At 34.3% G+C, this 15,525-nt stretch carries 21 protein-coding genes; 9 read left to right on the top strand and 12 right to left on the bottom strand.

All coding sequences use genetic code 11. The features are described 5' to 3' along the window. Positions 1–28: 28 nt before the first annotated feature. The 4 genes from PFY09_RS08230 (at position 29) to PFY09_RS08215 (ending at position 3,185) form a co-directional block, all read left to right on the top strand. Complete coding sequence (locus PFY09_RS08230) at positions 29–1,093, top strand: hypothetical protein (protein WP_271162088.1); 1,065 nt, start codon at positions 29–31, stop codon at positions 1,091–1,093. A 61-nt stretch (positions 1,094–1,154) separates the two neighbouring features. Next, on the top strand, positions 1,155–1,718 hold the full coding sequence (locus PFY09_RS08225) for an outer membrane beta-barrel protein (protein ID WP_076396091.1): 564 nt from the start codon (positions 1,155–1,157) through the stop codon (positions 1,716–1,718). A 190-nt stretch (positions 1,719–1,908) separates the two neighbouring features. Next, on the top strand, positions 1,909–2,295 hold the full coding sequence (locus PFY09_RS08220; protein ID WP_076396089.1) for an START-like domain-containing protein: 387 nt from the start codon (positions 1,909–1,911) through the stop codon (positions 2,293–2,295). Between the two features lie 80 nt (positions 2,296–2,375). After that, positions 2,376–3,185, top strand: coding sequence for an aminotransferase class IV (locus PFY09_RS08215; RefSeq protein WP_271162087.1), 810 nt, complete (start codon positions 2,376–2,378; stop codon positions 3,183–3,185). Positions 3,186–3,274: 89 nt separating this feature from the next. On the opposite strand, the gene PFY09_RS08210 is transcribed toward PFY09_RS08215, so the two are convergent. Together PFY09_RS08210 and PFY09_RS08205 are read right to left on the bottom strand one after the other, a co-directional pair. After that, positions 3,275–3,856 (bottom strand): N-acetylmuramoyl-L-alanine amidase family protein, encoded by a 582-nt coding sequence (locus PFY09_RS08210; RefSeq protein ID WP_271162086.1) that lies wholly within the window; start codon positions 3,854–3,856, stop codon positions 3,275–3,277. Between the two features lie 110 nt (positions 3,857–3,966). Continuing rightward, on the bottom strand, positions 3,967–4,515 hold the full coding sequence (locus PFY09_RS08205; protein WP_271162085.1) for a YqgE/AlgH family protein: 549 nt from the start codon (positions 4,513–4,515) through the stop codon (positions 3,967–3,969). A 24-nt stretch (positions 4,516–4,539) separates the two neighbouring features. Here PFY09_RS08205 and pdxH point away from each other — a divergent pair, with 24 nt between their 5' ends. Further along, on the top strand, positions 4,540–5,184 hold the full coding sequence (gene pdxH, locus PFY09_RS08200; RefSeq protein WP_271162084.1) for a pyridoxamine 5'-phosphate oxidase: 645 nt from the start codon (positions 4,540–4,542) through the stop codon (positions 5,182–5,184). A gap of 69 nt (positions 5,185–5,253) precedes the next feature. Here the strand turns inward: pdxH and PFY09_RS08195 are convergent, their stop codons facing one another. Further along, positions 5,254–5,565: an HU family DNA-binding protein gene (locus PFY09_RS08195; RefSeq protein WP_076396079.1), complete on the bottom strand. Its 312-nt coding sequence runs from the start codon at positions 5,563–5,565 to the stop codon at positions 5,254–5,256. 399 nt (positions 5,566–5,964) lie between these two features. On the opposite strand from PFY09_RS08195, the gene panD reads away from it, so the two are divergent. From panD to PFY09_RS08175, 4 genes are all read left to right on the top strand, one after another. Then, the gene (gene panD / locus PFY09_RS08190; protein ID WP_047399636.1) at positions 5,965–6,315 is read left to right on the top strand and encodes an aspartate 1-decarboxylase; all 351 of its coding nucleotides are present in this window, start codon (positions 5,965–5,967) and stop codon (positions 6,313–6,315) included. Between the two features lie 4 nt (positions 6,316–6,319). Beyond that, entirely contained in the window at positions 6,320–7,348 is a 1,029-nt protein-coding gene (locus tag PFY09_RS08185) for a lysylphosphatidylglycerol synthase transmembrane domain-containing protein (RefSeq protein ID WP_271162083.1), read from the top strand. Between the two features lie 193 nt (positions 7,349–7,541). After that, complete coding sequence (locus PFY09_RS08180; protein WP_076396075.1) at positions 7,542–8,117, top strand: TerD family protein; 576 nt, start codon at positions 7,542–7,544, stop codon at positions 8,115–8,117. A 2-nt stretch (positions 8,118–8,119) separates the two neighbouring features. Next, positions 8,120–8,794, top strand: a complete 675-nt coding sequence (locus PFY09_RS08175) for a TerD family protein (RefSeq protein ID WP_271162082.1) — start codon at positions 8,120–8,122, stop codon at positions 8,792–8,794. 27 nt (positions 8,795–8,821) lie between these two features. On the opposite strand, the gene PFY09_RS08170 is transcribed toward PFY09_RS08175, so the two are convergent. From PFY09_RS08170 to PFY09_RS08130, 9 genes are all read right to left on the bottom strand, one after another. Beyond that, positions 8,822–9,343 (bottom strand): 3'-5' exonuclease, encoded by a 522-nt coding sequence (locus PFY09_RS08170; protein ID WP_268054950.1) that lies wholly within the window; start codon positions 9,341–9,343, stop codon positions 8,822–8,824. Positions 9,344–9,406: 63 nt separating this feature from the next. After that, complete coding sequence (tyrS, locus tag PFY09_RS08165) at positions 9,407–10,606, bottom strand: tyrosine--tRNA ligase (RefSeq protein WP_271162081.1); 1,200 nt, start codon at positions 10,604–10,606, stop codon at positions 9,407–9,409. A 191-nt stretch (positions 10,607–10,797) separates the two neighbouring features. Beyond that, positions 10,798–11,313: a hypothetical protein gene (locus tag PFY09_RS08160; protein ID WP_271162080.1), complete on the bottom strand. Its 516-nt coding sequence runs from the start codon at positions 11,311–11,313 to the stop codon at positions 10,798–10,800. Positions 11,314–11,331: 18 nt separating this feature from the next. Then, positions 11,332–11,937, bottom strand: a complete 606-nt coding sequence (locus PFY09_RS08155) for a hypothetical protein (protein WP_271162079.1) — start codon at positions 11,935–11,937, stop codon at positions 11,332–11,334. A gap of 109 nt (positions 11,938–12,046) precedes the next feature. Beyond that, positions 12,047–12,712 (bottom strand): hypothetical protein, encoded by a 666-nt coding sequence (locus PFY09_RS08150; protein WP_256037960.1) that lies wholly within the window; start codon positions 12,710–12,712, stop codon positions 12,047–12,049. Between the two features lie 19 nt (positions 12,713–12,731). After that, a complete protein-coding gene (locus tag PFY09_RS08145; protein ID WP_271162078.1) occupies positions 12,732–13,286 on the bottom strand; it encodes a hypothetical protein in 555 nt (184 codons plus the stop codon). Between the two features lie 96 nt (positions 13,287–13,382). Beyond that, a complete protein-coding gene (locus tag PFY09_RS08140) occupies positions 13,383–13,766 on the bottom strand; it encodes a hypothetical protein (RefSeq protein ID WP_271162077.1) in 384 nt (127 codons plus the stop codon). A gap of 27 nt (positions 13,767–13,793) precedes the next feature. After that, positions 13,794–14,633 (bottom strand): carboxylesterase family protein, encoded by an 840-nt coding sequence (locus PFY09_RS08135; protein ID WP_271162076.1) that lies wholly within the window; start codon positions 14,631–14,633, stop codon positions 13,794–13,796. A 185-nt stretch (positions 14,634–14,818) separates the two neighbouring features. Then, on the bottom strand, positions 14,819–15,250 hold the full coding sequence (locus PFY09_RS08130; protein ID WP_271162075.1) for a hypothetical protein: 432 nt from the start codon (positions 15,248–15,250) through the stop codon (positions 14,819–14,821). Positions 15,251–15,525 lie beyond the last annotated feature (275 nt).

Raw genomic sequence — 15,525 nt, 5'->3', positions numbered from 1 at the left:
TCGCACCGTTTTAAAAAAATAATAACTAATGAAAAAAATTATTCTCGTTGCGGGATTAGGCTTTGCAACGATTTTGGGAACTCAGTCTTGCAGTTCTTCTACGGATGATTCTATCCACACAACTACCGTTACAGAAGATAAAGCTAACATTAAAAAAACAATCGACGGTTTTTACAGCAAACTGAATACAATGGATGATGGAGATCTTTCAAAATTCATTTTATATTCAATGTTTAACAATACGGCTCAGGAATTTGACGACAGTTATCTGAATAATGTGGTAGAAGGCTGGGAAAATCAGTTCGGAGAAGCGCTTATCAATAACAAGCTTCAGTTTGCCAACAGATTAGGAACTTATACTTATAACAATGCAAACGGGACCTGGACAAAAATTGCCAATTCTTCTAATGTTGTGTTGAAATTTCCGTCCGTAGCAAATTCTTCTGTAATCGACAGTGAATTAACTCTTTCGTCGTACACAGATATTCAGACAAGTTACAATTCTGAAGTAGTTTGGTTGCCTAAAACCTTTAATCTTGTATTGAAAAGAAGCGGAAATACAGTGTTTAGCATGGATTTATCCAATGTAACATTTGATAACAGTACGAATTTCAGTATGCCGATTAGTGCAAATATTCAGATTTTTGCTTCACCTATGACGCAGAATATTGTATGGACAAGAAACAGTGCTAAAGATTTCCAGTTTAAGTATAACAATACAATTCCTCAGGGATCTTCAAGTGAAGTAATTGCTAATGTAATCTTAAAACATTCTGATTACGCTAATATTTCTTCAAAAGACGACTTTAAAACCATCTCAGGTTCTATTAAAGAAGGAGATCTTAAGATTGTTGCAACCATGAATGTTGAAGCTCTTGCTCCGCTTGCAGATCCTACCGATGCGCAGATTAATAATAATACAAAAGGAGAAGTATTTTATTTAGGGCAAAAAATCGGAGATCTTGTTTACAAAACGGTAAATGGGGAAGGAGAGTTCTTTATCGTATATTTCGATGGATCAACGGAAAATACAGATATTTACATCGGTGATTTCGAGCAAAAAGTTAAAGCTATTTTTGCTAATTATCTTTAATATTTAATACAAAAAACATACATCTCAAAGGTTTCATCAGATCTTTGAGATGTTTTTTATTATGAAACGAATTATTTCAATTTTTTTGCTGGTGCTTTCTGCTTCAGTTTTCGCACAGGCTCAAAATGATAGTTTATTTGCTATTCCGAGAAATCAGGTCGGAATTAGTCTCAATAAGTTTATTAAATCTGTATTTGCATCCGATGATAACGCAATGATTATTAACTATCGGTATTCAGGGAAAAACAAATGGTCTTACAGAACAGGATTTGATTTTAAGAATGATGACAGTGAAGGCGGATACTCTCAATTCGCTTTTAAACTTGGGATCGACAGAAATCTGAAAAGATACAGAAGATGGAATTTTTATTACGGAGCAGATTATTTCTTCAGATACTCCAATTATAAAAATATCAATAAACCTCAGTATGATAATGGTTTAGGAGTGTTTTTAGGAGTTCAGTATTTTCTTTCCCCTCATTTCTCCATCTCTACAGAGCCCATGTTGTATTACAAATATATTTATGTAGTAGACCGTTCAAGTTTTCAGAAAGATAATAAAACATCATGGTCAGAAACAGGATTCGGAAGGATAGGTTTTGTAGAACTCAATTTTCATTTTTAAAATAATACAGCTCTTCATCCGAAGAGTTTTTTTGATACCACAAAACAGAAGTATTATGTTAAAAGAATAATTAAACACGTATTTAAAAATCTCTGACAAATATCATGAAGATTATGTAAAAAAATAAACACATTTTTGTGTAATAAAAAAATTAATTTATATATTGCGGGACGATTAAAACAAAGATTATATGGCTAAACATAAAGTCCATTACGAATTTCCAATGCATTGTTTATCAGAGATATTGTACGAATATCTGGCAACTGCAGAGGGGTTGTCTGAATGGTTTGCAGATGAGGTAACAGAGAAAGGTGATGATTTCTTTTTCAGTTGGGGTGGAGGTCCTTCTGAGAAGGCTACTTTAATCAGATATAAGCCTGAAGGTTTTGTGCGTTTCAGATGGGAGGAAGACGAAGGAACCAAAAATTTCTTTGAAATGACGATCACCATTGATGATATTACAGAAGACCTGTCTCTTAATATTACAGATTTCTGCGAAGAAGGCGATGAGGAAGAAAATGCAATGTATTGGGAAAATCTTATCGAAAATCTTAGAATTAAATTAGGAGCTGCCTAAATAAATGTAGGCAATGCCGAATAATAAAACTGATGAACGATTTATCGTTCATTATTTTTTTATAAACAAATCAGATTACATTGGAAAATCAATATTTTACATCAGACGAAATCAACGTGAAGAACAGGGCCTTTCTTTTGGGCGATGCAGTGAAGGTTTCTTTTTTTATCAGAAACGGAAAATTAATCATGGATGAAGAATGCTATTTCTTCCTGATGGCTTCCATGAGAAAAATGAGGCTGAATATTCCATTAACCTACACACTTGAATTTTTTCAGACATTATTTCAGAAAGAAGTTATTGAAGAGAAAAGCATTCAGAATGCAATCATAAATTTTCAGGTTTTCAGAAATTCAGACGGAATTACTTTGTCTAAATCCTCAGTTTCCTATTTTTATGAGATTACCGAGACTGAAGATGTACTATCGCTGCACGAAAGAAATCTTGAACTGGATCTGATTAAGGAAATAAACGTTAATAACAACCTTTTAAGCAACATAAGGGTTCACAGTCCGGAAAATATTTACGGAGGGATTTACGCACAGGAAAATGACCTTGATGACGTTATCCTTTTAAACCCGAATAAAAGAATTGCGCGTACAACTTTCGGGAATCTTTTGTTTTTGGAAGGCGATGTTATCAAAATTCCGAAACAGACGGAAGGAGCTTACATTTCGCCGCTTATGGAAAATTTTGTAACGTTTTTGCATAAAAATAACCTTGCAGACATACAGGAACACGAGATCATCGCGTTTGAGTCTCAGAAAGCCGAAGAAATTTTACTGATTTCAGATGAAAAAGGGATATTTTCTGTGGGGAAAATAAGAAATAAAACTTTCGGAAATCAGAATTTTTCTGAACTGATTAAAAGCTGGAAAGAAAGTTTTTAATATGAAAATTGACAAACCCGGTAAACAACAAAGTTCCGAAAGTCCTTTACCGGGTTTTATTCTGAATGAATCAGAATTTGTATCTTTATTTAGTATTCTCTGAAAATTTCAGAAAATTTCTGAGCAATTTCTTTCTGACCTTTCTCGCTGGTCAGATATTCCCTGTCTTTGGTATTATTGATATATCCGAGTTCCATTAAAACGGTCGGAGCTTTAGATTCTCTTAAAATATGAAGATTTTTCTCTTCAATTTTTAACGTGTTGAATTTCTTTGAAATTCGGTCAGCAAGCTTTTTTGAACCCTCGGTATTCTGCGTGTAGAGTTCAGCTCCCTCTTCAGTAGATTCAGGCTTCGGACTGCTGTTTACGTGAAGTGAAATAACCATTTCGGGGTTCAGCTTATTGATAAGAACTGTTCTGTCTGATAACTGACTGTACGTATCGTTATCTCTCGTTAAAATTACCTCGTATTGATCCTGAGAATTATTGAATTTTTGAATCTCTTTTCCGATGTTCAGAACAATATCCTTTTCATAAATTCCGTATCTGTTGGCTCCCATATCATTTCCGCCGTGTCCTGCATCAACAATGATCAGTTTTTTATCAACGGGAGTGAAAGATAGAAATGCAGTGGAAAAAACGAATATTACAAGTAGTTTTGTTCCTTTCATATCACAGAGGTTTTTGTTTTAACAAATAACGGAATTTCTTTGCTTAAAATTGCTTAACGTTTTCTTAAAGTTTGTTAAATATTAACGCAATGTTAATAAATCCTTTTCCGTTAATTCAAAGAAATGTCTTCAGGGGAATTTGCCCATAAAAGATATTCTCCGCCCAGATTCTGCATGATCGATTTCCAAAGCGTCTGATCGTTGGGCAAAGTATAATCAAGGTTATAAACATCTACCACCGTCCAAAGTTTTCTCTGGATTTCGCCATCCAGCTGCAAAGCCGTCCATCCGGAATAGCCGGAAAATATTTTCACTTTATTGATGTCCAGTTCACCGTTCAGAACAGAACTGATGATGTTTTCAATATCTTCGGTAAGATAAAATTCGGGGGTAATTTCGGAATAAATTTCGGTTACTTTTTTTCCTTTTACGATGAAGAAAACCTTGTCGTTTTCCACAGGACCACCGTCGTAAACTTCGATCTTAAAATCAAAAAAATCTTTGAATTTACTACTCATCTGGCTGTTTTTTTTATTTAATATTAAACCAAATGCACCGTTCTCATTATGTTCAATAATCAAAACAACAGATCTGGAAAAAATATCGCCGGAAATGTCGGGTGTGGAAATTAATATTTTACCTTTGTAAGAGTAATTCATACTCAAATTTAATAAAAAATATTTATGGAAAACCTGCACGATAAAAGAAAAGTGTACGAGAAATCCCAACTTATTGAAAGTGAGATAAAACAAAATCCCATTGAGCAGTTTCGCGACTGGTTTCTGGATGCCAGTGAAAATCCGAACATCTCTGAAGCCAATGCTATGGCGGTTTCTACCGTGGAAGAAGATGATTGTCCGCGTACAAGAATGGTACTCTTAAAAGCGTATACCTACGAAGGATTTATTTTTTATACCAATTACGACAGCAGAAAAGGAAAATCTATAGAAAGAACGCACAAAGCCTGTCTCCATTTTTTCTGGCCAAATCTGGAAAGGCAGATCATTATTAAAGCTGATCTGGAACGTATTGCAGAAAACCTGAGTGACGGATATTTTCATTCCAGACCGAAGGGAAGTCAGTTGGGAGCTGTGGTTTCTCCGCAAAGTCACGAAATTCCGAACCGCGAATTTTTGGAAAAGAAACTTAAAGAGCTGGAAGAAAAATACGAAAATACAGAAGTTCCAAGGCCTGAAAACTGGGGTGGATATATCGCCAAACCTTATGAGATAGAATTCTGGCAGGGAAGACCTAACCGGCTTCACGATAGAATTGTATATGAATTGGTTGATGGTCTCGATTGGAAAATTGCAAGATTGGCTCCTTAAATCTCAAAACAGATCAATAAAAAAACCTCATCAAACGATGAGGTCTTATTTTTTCTTTAATCTGAATGATTATTTTTTCTTTTTACTTGGAGCAGGAGCGTTAGCTGAAGCAACAGCAGCAGAAAGATCTGCACCAGCTTTGAATTTAGCAACAGTTTTAGCTTCGATGTTGATTGGCTTTTTAGTCGCAGGGTTGATACCTTGTCTTGCAGCTCTTTCAGCTACTGAAAATGTTCCAAACCCTACTAAAGAAACTTTCCCGTCTTTCTTCTTTAAAGTAGTAGTAACGTTAGAGATAAATGATTCTAAAGCAGCTTTAGCTGCAACTTTAGTGATGCCGGCATCTTTTGCGATTGCGTCGATTAATTCAGACTTGTTCATAATTTTTAATATTAAAGTTAGTTCGTAATAATAGCAAATATAATACTATTTTCTAAATGTGCAATTTTTTTGCAAAAAAATAATTAATATTTTTGATTTTAAGTGAAAATGGTTAAAATATCATAATTCAGCTTTTCACGAAAAATCTACGTTGTACGTTACTAAAATCATGCCAAATGCTTATGTGTATTGACTTTAATGAAATTGTAATATTATTTTTTACATTTATTAAATCCTAAATTTTATAGTAACTATTGATAGTTTTCATGATATGTTTGTAGATTCTGTAAATAAAATCTTCAAAAATTATGTTTAATAAAATTAAAGCTCTGGGTTTCTGCGAGTTTTAAATTCATTTTAAAAGGCGGTTTTGTAAATTATTATTAATAAATTTGCACCATGTTAATAGAAGTTTTTAAGTCTAAGATTCACAGGGTGAGAGTTACGGCTTCTGACCTTAATTATATTGGAAGTATTACGATAGATGAAGACCTTATTGAAGCGGCTGGTTTGGTAGTGGGAGAAAGGGTTTATATCGTGAATGTGAATAACGGAGAGCGTTTCGACACTTACGTGATCAAAGGAAAAAGAAAATCGGGAGAGGTTTGCCTTAATGGTCCTGCTGCAAGAAAAGTACAGAGAGATGATATCATTATTATCATTGCTTATGCACAGATGACTCCGGAAGAAGCGCAGTCTTTCCAGCCGAAAATTGTTTTCCCCGACGAAAAAACAAACCTTTTGACGTAACCGGATGGAGAAAAAATCAAAAAATCCTCTGAAATCCATTCTTACAATAGTGATCTCGCTTGCTTTTGCAGGCTTTTTTTTATGGTTTGCCCTAAAAGGTTTAGATTTTAAAGTGATCCAAAAATCTTTAGCAAAAGCAAATTACTGGTGGGTTTTATTTGCTGCCTGTTTTGGGATTGCAGCATACTGGTTCAGAGCAATCCGTTGGAATCTGATGCTGGAACCGATGGGACACCATATTTCAAACTCCAATTCTCTCTGGTCGATTTCTTTTGGATATCTTATGAACCTAACAATTCCAAGAAGTGGAGAAGTAGCAAGAGCAACTGCTTTGTACGGAGTGGAAAAAATTCCGGTAGACCAGTCTTTCGGGACCATTATTCTGGAAAGAGTAGTAGACTTAGTCTGTATGCTTTGCTTTTTAGGGTTGACTTTGATCTTTAAAGGAGATGTAATTTCATCGGTTTATGAAAGTTCGGGAGCCGATTTCAATCCGAATAAAATCTTTTTCATCATAGGAGTTTTATTGCTCGGTGCGGTTTTATTTTTTATGTTCAAAAAAAGACTCGCCAATGTTCCTGTTTTAGATAAGATTATCAAATTTATAGACGGAATACTCGACGGTTTAACATCTGTATTCAAATTAAAGCAAAAAGGAAAATTCATTCTTTATACTATAGGAATCTGGGTTTCCTATTATTTTGCCGCCTATTTGGTATGTTTTGCGCTGCCGGAAACTTCCGACTTCACTTTTGATGACGGATTTCTAATTCTTGTAGTGGGAACCTTCGGAATGATTATCCCCGCAAGTGGAGGAATCGGAGCTTTTAATCTTGCAATGAAGTACGGTTTTATGGCTTTATTTATATCCATGGGGAAAAGCGGTGAGCTTGGAGGAGAGGTTGGTTTAACGTATTCTTTCATTTCATTGCCTTTGCAGATCTGCATCATGCTGGTCATGGGATTAATCTCAATTCCGATGCTGGCAAAAGCAAGAAATAATATTGTTGCAGAAAAAGAATTTACAGAATAATTTATCTTTTAATTAAATCTTTTGAAAATATAAAATCCGGTCATGGCGATCGGATTTTTTCAGCTCTTAATTTTACTGAATTTCAAAATTTTATGTTTTGCAATTTACATAATTTTTTGTCACAAAATATTTTGGAAATTTACTAAAACCGCCATAACTTCGATAAACAATACATAAAACACATAGCATTATTATGGCAATTAATTTACAGAAAGGGCAAAGAATTGATCTTGGATTTACAAAAATGACCATCGGTCTTGGATGGGATCCGAATGAAGGAATGGGATATGATTTTGACCTTGATGCCTCCGCAATTATGATCGATGCGGAACGAAAACTGGTGAGTGAAGAATATTTTGTTTTTTATAATAACCTGAGTTCGCCCGATGGCGCACTCACGCATACAGGTGATGACCCGAGCGGAAAAAACAGCGACGGAGATGATGATGAATCCATCATTATTGATCTTGAAAAAGTAGATGAAAGAGTTCAGGAAATTCTTTTTGTCGTTACCATCGAAGATTTTGAAAGGAGAAAGCAGAATTTCGGACAGGTGAGAAATTCGTACATCAGAATTGTAGACAATAACACGAATATGGAAATTGCCAAATATGAACTGGACGAAGACTTCTCCATCGAAACCGGAATAGAATTCGGGAGACTGTACAAACGTGGCGGAAGCTGGAAGTTTGAAGCTTCAGGAATCGGCTACAGAGCAGATCTGGGCTTTTTCCTTGAAAAATATTACAAAGGACAAATCATTAAATAGATATGGCAATCAACTTACAAAAAGGTCAGACGATTAACCTCCGCAAAAATGAACATGGAGAAGATGCGTATGATCTTTCCTCTGTAACCATAGGTCTGGGTTGGGATGTTCGAAGATCCGGAAATTTTTTCTACCGTCTGTTCGGGATCAGCGACGGTCCAGAATATGATCTTGATGCCATCGCTTTTCTTTTGGATAAAAACGGAAAAGTGGCGGATCTCGGAATGACGGTTCCCGGAAGAAACGGAAGAGAGATCGCTTTGTATAAAAGTGATGTTATCTACTTTAATGCGATGCGGCATCCGAGCGGAAAAATATGGCTCACCGGAGATAACAGAACAGGAGCCGGAGATGGCGACGACGAACAGATTATTGTGTTGCTGGATCAGTTGGATGAACGTTATCAGAAAATCGTTTTCGTGGTTTCAATTTATCAGGGATTGTTTAACAGGCAGCATTTCGGAATGATAGAAAATGCATTTATCCGCGCGGTAGATGCAAGAGGAAGAGAAATTACAAAATTCAGTCTTTCCGGCGATGCAGATATGAACGGAATGTGTTCTATGGTTTTTGCAGAAGTTTACCGCCACAACGGCGACTGGAAATTCCGCGCCATCGGAGAACCGCACCGGACGGATAATTTTATTGAGGTTCTTGTTCCTTACACCTATAAGTAAAAAAGTATGCTGAAAATGCATACTTTTTTATTTCAACCCGATTTTCAGTCCCATTTCCTTTTTCATATACAGTAAAACTTCTGCATTTCCTCGTGCATCATCAACCGGATGATGGGTGTGTTCTGTTTTTCGTAAATGTTTCCACTGGGCAAAAGTGTCTTTTTCCAGTCCGCAATACAGATCCGCAAGTCTTCTGGAGGAAAAACCGAATGGATTTCTCCCGATGAAATGGTGAAAATACCAACAGATAAACATCCAGTCGAAGCCGTTGTTATCACTAATGAAAACAGGTCTTCCTTTAGAATTTTCTTTAATCCATTCTTCAAATTTCAGCATCACTTCTTCGGGATCATCAAAATTCATTGTTTCTTCCCGCGTGAAACCGGAAACTGCCAATGCATCCGGATTGAATTTCTCTGAAATAGGTTTCAGTTTTCCGTAAAAGGTAGTTTCCAGATTTTCATCCACCAAAACGGCTCCAAAACAGACCATTGAAAAATCGCCCGGAATCGGTCCGTCCGATTCTATATCGACCATAATGTAGCTCATGCAATTGTATTTTAAATTTTAAAGAAACGAATATATAGAAAATTGCCTTCGGAAATTAAATATCTACAAAAGTTCAAAAAAACTTCTTTTTCCGATCTTAATTTTTATTCCTTTCTCTAATTTAATTTCTTCATTCGGATCAGTTATTTTTATATTGTTGATCTGAATTCCACCGTTTTCAATCAGTCTTCGGATGAAAGATTTACTTTCGTTACTTTTCAGTTGATGGCATAATTCTGTTAAAGTCATTTTATGCTGAATATGATGGAGCGAATCCATGAAGACCGGTTCAAAAACTTTTTCTTTAAAATTTTTACTCTGAAACTGATTCATGAAAAATAACTCTGCATTTTCAGCCGATTCTGCATCATGATATTGTGTGATGATATTTTTAGCGATCAGCTTTTTAATATTCATTGGATTTTCACCGTTTAAGATATTTTGCATTAAACTTTTCTTCTCTTCGGGAGAAAAATCAGTGGTAAGCTCAATAAATTCATTAATTAAAGAATCCGGAATCGACATTGTTTTCCCGAACATTTCATTCGGCTCGTCGGTTAATCCGATGATGTTATTCAGGGATTTGCTCATTTTTTCTTTTCCGTCCAAACCTTTTAGCAAAGGCATGCACATCACGATTTGCGGAGATTTTCCGTGACTTTCCTGTAATTGTCGTCCCATCGTACAGTTAAAAAGCTGGTCGGTTCCGCCCATTTCAATGTCACATTCAATTTGTACAGAATCAAATCCCTGCAAAACAGGGTACACCAGTTCATGCATTGCAATAGGTGTATTTTCTGAAAACCTTTTATTGAAATCATTTCTGTGCATCAGTTGCGCAACCGTCACTTTCGACATCAGTTGGATCACTTCCGAAAAATTCAGCGCATCCAGCCATTCCGAATTAAAGACAATTTTTGTTTTTTCCACATCAATCACTTTGGAGAGCTGACTGATGTACGTTTCCGCATTGTGCTGAACTTCTTCAGCGGTTAAAGGTTTTCTCGCTTTGTTTTTTCCTGTAGGATCGCCAATTCTTGCGGTAAAACTTCCGACAATGATTACAATCTGGTGTCCCAGATCCTGAAACTGTCTCAGTTTTTTCAAAACAACTGCATGTCCCAGATGCAGATCCGGAGCAGTGGGATCAAACCCAAGTTTGATGATTAATTTTCTGTTTTCTTTTTCTGCCTGCTGAATTTTTTCTTCCAGTCCGTTTTCCGGCAAAATGATTTCTGCGTTTTCTTTTAATTTCCTGATCATTTTTTTTAATTTTTAAGCATGAAAAAACCCGAACAAAACTGTCCGGGTTCTATGATATTTTTAGATTAAATTTCTACTGAATATGGTTATAGAAGTCTTCCCGAACGATTATCCGGGTAATAATAATTGCTGAAAAAAGGAAGACGCAATAGGTTATTTAAGTGCTTCATGAGTGCAAATATAGAATTTTATTAAAAAATTATTTGTTTTTTCTTCAGAAAATCTTCGACTTTTCTTTCAAAGTCATGGAAATTCTGTACAAGAAAGGCACCGCTTCTTTTTTCTGAAAATTCTTTATCATTAAGCAGTAAATAAGTCTTTTTCAGTTGAAGGTAACAAAGCAAAACAAATTGTTTTATTTTAACTTCGAACTGAGTTTCCAGTTTAAAATTCAACTGTCCTCCGTAAGATTCTTCAAAATAATATATAGAAATAATGGCTTTATGCTGTTTATCCTTTATTCGTTTTATTTCAAATTTACATCCTCCCGGTTCGTTGTACCAGATAAATTCAGTTTCCCATTTGTCTTGTATCAGATCCAGAACGGCATACATGATTTCTGAATAAGGATTGTTAAAAACATGAGTAATTACATAATTAAAACTTCTTCCATGAATGTAAAGCAGAAATTCACTCCATCCGGAAGGAAGAAGGATTAAAAGCATATCCAATTCATCCGATTGGATTATTTTTTGGTTATTTCTCATTCAAATTATTAAGAGTTTTTAAAGCTTCATGATAAAACCTTTATAAAACTTGGTGCAGTCATATAGTTTTTCAAAGTCAGGAAAGTTGTTTTCGTGGGAAAAATCTTTATTTTTTACCTGAAATTCCTGTTCAGCAAAAGAATACAGATCTTTATGATTTAATTGTAAATAATCCGACAGGTAATTTTCATTTTTCTGATGTACTAATCCTGTAAAAAATATTCCATAGATCAGAAAACGGTTGAAATCTTCCGCTTTGCATTTGTACCCTAAATGTTGCATTGAATATTTTTCATAATCTGAAAGAATTTGGTTAAACTTTTCAACTTGTAAAGAATCTGTTATTTCATAAAAAATATCTAAGCCATGAATGAAAAGCTGAGTCTTCATCTCTTCCGGATCGGAGCTGTATTTTGATGCAAACCAATTGAAAATATCTTCCACTTCTTCTTTACCGAGACTTTCTGCATTCTCCTGAATTTTCTTTTTTATAAGCTCAAAACTTGTTTTCTGATCTTTTTTTAAAAACTGAAGCGCAGTGTCTTCTTCGCGGCAGAGTTTGTTGTACAGATTGATCTTTGCGGCAACAGGATTTGTTTTGATGAAATAAAGTTTTTCTGCCATAATCTTATGTATTGCTTTATTTTTCAGCAAATTTCATAACTAAGGTAGTGAAAAATTTTACATAAAAAAAGCAGAGTGGTATTATTTCATACACTCTGCCGATGATTTATTATTTACTGAAAGCAGTCAGCCGTTTTAGTTCATCCTTTAAAATCACTTCTTCGATGGCTTTTTTAATCATGCTGCGAACTATGGAAAGCGGATGATGGGGAAAATCATTGTCATACTCCTCTGTTTCGGATTTATTCATAAGAGCGCCCTCTTTAAAGGAAGGATCGTAGGGATCTTCAAACCAGTTTTTCAGTCCATTATCATCGAATGTAACTTCGCCGTTTTGGAGAAATCTGTTTAGTACCAGATTATCTCTCATCCCTGTTGTTCCGACTTCAACAGCTTGGGTTTTAATTACAAAACTGCAGTTTTCAAAAGGAATAGTAACGGATGCAAGATAGCTCATCCCTTGTTCAGGTTGAGGGATTTTAAAAATAGTCTTTACACTCGGAATATTATGAAGGTTAAATATTGATACCTCAACAATGCCTCCACCGGAAGCAGAAACTGAGTGCCTGTGAAAGTTTCTTAATTCATCAATATTTTTAACAGTCGGTAAATCTGGCGGAATGTTGAAAAAGTACAGAGAAATCAAGGCGCTTTGTTCGGGATTTACCCAGACGATCTGAGCGTCATTTTGTTCAACGATTTCCCAGCCGAAAGTTGGGATAGAAATAGAATTGATGGTAACTTCAGGCTTTTTTCTTCTAAGGAAAGTAAACATAGTTATCTTGTTTTTGTTTTTAAAGTTTCTGATATGCCGTTTTAAGGAATTGTATCAATTCGGTAAGTCCGTTTTGGGAAAGCTGTATTTCATTCTGGCTGTAGAATGTAGCAGGCAATTTCAGATAATATTCCCATGTTTTTACATCTGCATGGTAGTTGCTTCCTGTTTCGATATTGCTTTTGGTGGTGTATTTGTATTTGGTATCGTTTTCAGGTTTGAAAGATGAGTTCTGCTGAATTTTTTCAAGCGCATTGATGAGTTTTTCGACTTCATCTTTTTCCAGAGTAATAGTCTTTCTGGAAATGTTGTCGAAAGTTTCGGAAAGTGTCATGATGCCTAAAACGCTCAGCGAAGAATCATCCGACAAATCTTTAAGAACAATTTTCTGAAAATGAAGGTCTTTAAAATCACCAAGCTTTATGATTTCTTTTTGAACAACCGTTTCTTTTTTTGAGCTGAAGTTTTGATAATTTTTCTCCAGACCTACAGTCGAAGGTTTTACAGTAGGAATCTGTGCTTTAAGGGCTGAAAAAATGATAATAAAAAATGCTGAAATAATTGTTTTCTTCATAGGAGGTGGTTATTATTTATGTTTTTTAAAAATGCTGAAATTACAGAAAAATTGGGAATTGATTAGTAAACAGAATCATTTTTTTAAATAAAATTCTCAACGAGACTGAGGATCAAAATGAGCTTTAAAAGTAAGAGGATCTTCTTTTTTATCTTCCGCAATTTCTAAAAATTCATGATATTCTTCAGGATGCTTTCCCATATAAGTCATCACAATTGCAAGATTAATAAAAAGATTCTTATCCGCCGAACCAAGATTCAACGCTTGATAAAGATATTTTAAAGCCTGCTCGTCTTCTCCCATATCAGAATAGATTGCACCGATATTAATTAAAGCGGAAGTATTTTCCGGTTCAAGCGCTAAAATTTCATCCAGTTCTTTGATTAAAAGATCGTTAATTGCATCCCAATGATCTTCATTTTCCCATCTTTTTGCCTGGAGTTTTTTTACGTTTTCTAGTCTGTGGATTGTTTTATTCATGGCGTAAAATTATGAAATTGTAAATGTTTATTTATGTTTTTCAAATAGCCATTTTGGAATTTCATCTGTAATTAGAAATGGAATCACAATATTATTATGATGAAGATTTGTAAAAGTTGTAAAAATCAAATTTTTTTCAGAGGAAAGTTTATTGTATAACTCAACGCTGCCAATGTAAGGGTTTTCATCATCATTTTTACCATGAATTAGCCAGATATTTTTTTCTTTGATTTTATTAAGATTAGAAAAATCCGGAACAGAAGCCACAGAAACAACCGCTGCGAATGTATTGGGTTTTAGATTCATAAGATTTTGAGCAGTTGAACCTCCCATTGAATAGCCAATCAGATAGATTCTGTTTTTATCAATATTCGGAAATTCTTTTTTAAGCTTTTTAATCAAATTCAATAAAGCAGAAACTTCGTTGGAAGGCTTTGAAATTTGAATACCTTCTGCATTGGTTTCATAGTTTGTCGATCGTTTGTTAAACTGTGGAGCCACAACATAACATGGAAATTTTTCATAAATCTCTTCCTGTAACCATATTTTGGCAAATGGCTCAAGTTGATTTTCATTATCATTTCCAATCCTTGTAGAATTGTGAAATGTAATAACCAAGGGAAATTTTTTGTTTTTGCTATTATTTTTAGGAGTTAAAAATCTATACGGAATTTTAACCTCATGATCTTCAAATATTTTCTTTTGAAATTTATCTGTATTTAAGCTGTTTAATATTTTTCTGTTGTTCAAAAAAGTAACAGTATCAACTTCTGTATCCCGAAATTCCTTCTTTTGTGCAAAAGTTTGATTGATGGTGAAGATTAATAAAAGGATAATTAGATTCTGTTGAACTTTTAATCTATGCATAAGTGTTTTTATTATAGTTTGAGATACGTTTTATTTTTTCAATGAATATAATAATTTTATCAGCTCATATGCTAAATTTTTCAATCAGGCTTTATGGTTACAAAATTTTTGTATAATGAATTATTTTCATCAGGAATTAAACCTTGTACTTCGAAACCAAATTCAGATTTAATTTTGAAAACTCTTTATCCATACTTCATTTTAAAATCAAGTCCATTTTTATACTCTGCAGGATTAAAAAAAGTAATAACTCCGATATCAGAATTCAGCCTTTGTTTCAAATCATTTAAATAAATTTCAGCTAAGGTAATGGTTCCGTCAATAGTTAAACTGAAGACAGTTTTATTATCATCAGTTATATTAACCCCAAACAAAATTCTATCAGGATTGTCAGTGTATTGATTCCAGTAAAATGTCTGGTCAATATGATCTGTACTTACAAAATAATCGATCATTTCTTTATTGCTGCTAAAGCCTTCTTCGCTATCTATTCTGGAAGTATAATCTAAATTCAATGGTTCGTATTTAGGTAGATAAAGATTTAACAGTTCAAAAATTTTTTCGGTTGATTTGCCGTCAAAATAAACCTGACAGACAATATCATTAATTAATTCCATGGTTTTAATTTCGAATTGGTTTAAAGCGGATTCTCAAATATAAATTTTAATTCTACGCAAAGTAAAAACAATTTTTAGGATGAAAGAGAACAAGTATATTTCCGTTATGTGCGGATGATGAAACGTGCGCTTCATAGCAGATGAAATCTGCCTCACTTTGCTTTACTTAAATATTTAGCTCTGAATATAAAGCTTTGCGTTTCAGATTATAATTAAAGAATAGCTGAAAATTTCATCACAGATTTTTAAAATAAAACCATTAAGCTCAATAACTT

This window comes from Chryseobacterium gambrini (assembly GCF_027920505.1).
GTDB lineage: Bacteria > Bacteroidota > Bacteroidia > Flavobacteriales > Weeksellaceae > Chryseobacterium > Chryseobacterium gambrini.
This window is presented reverse-complemented; position numbering and strand designations above follow the sequence as displayed.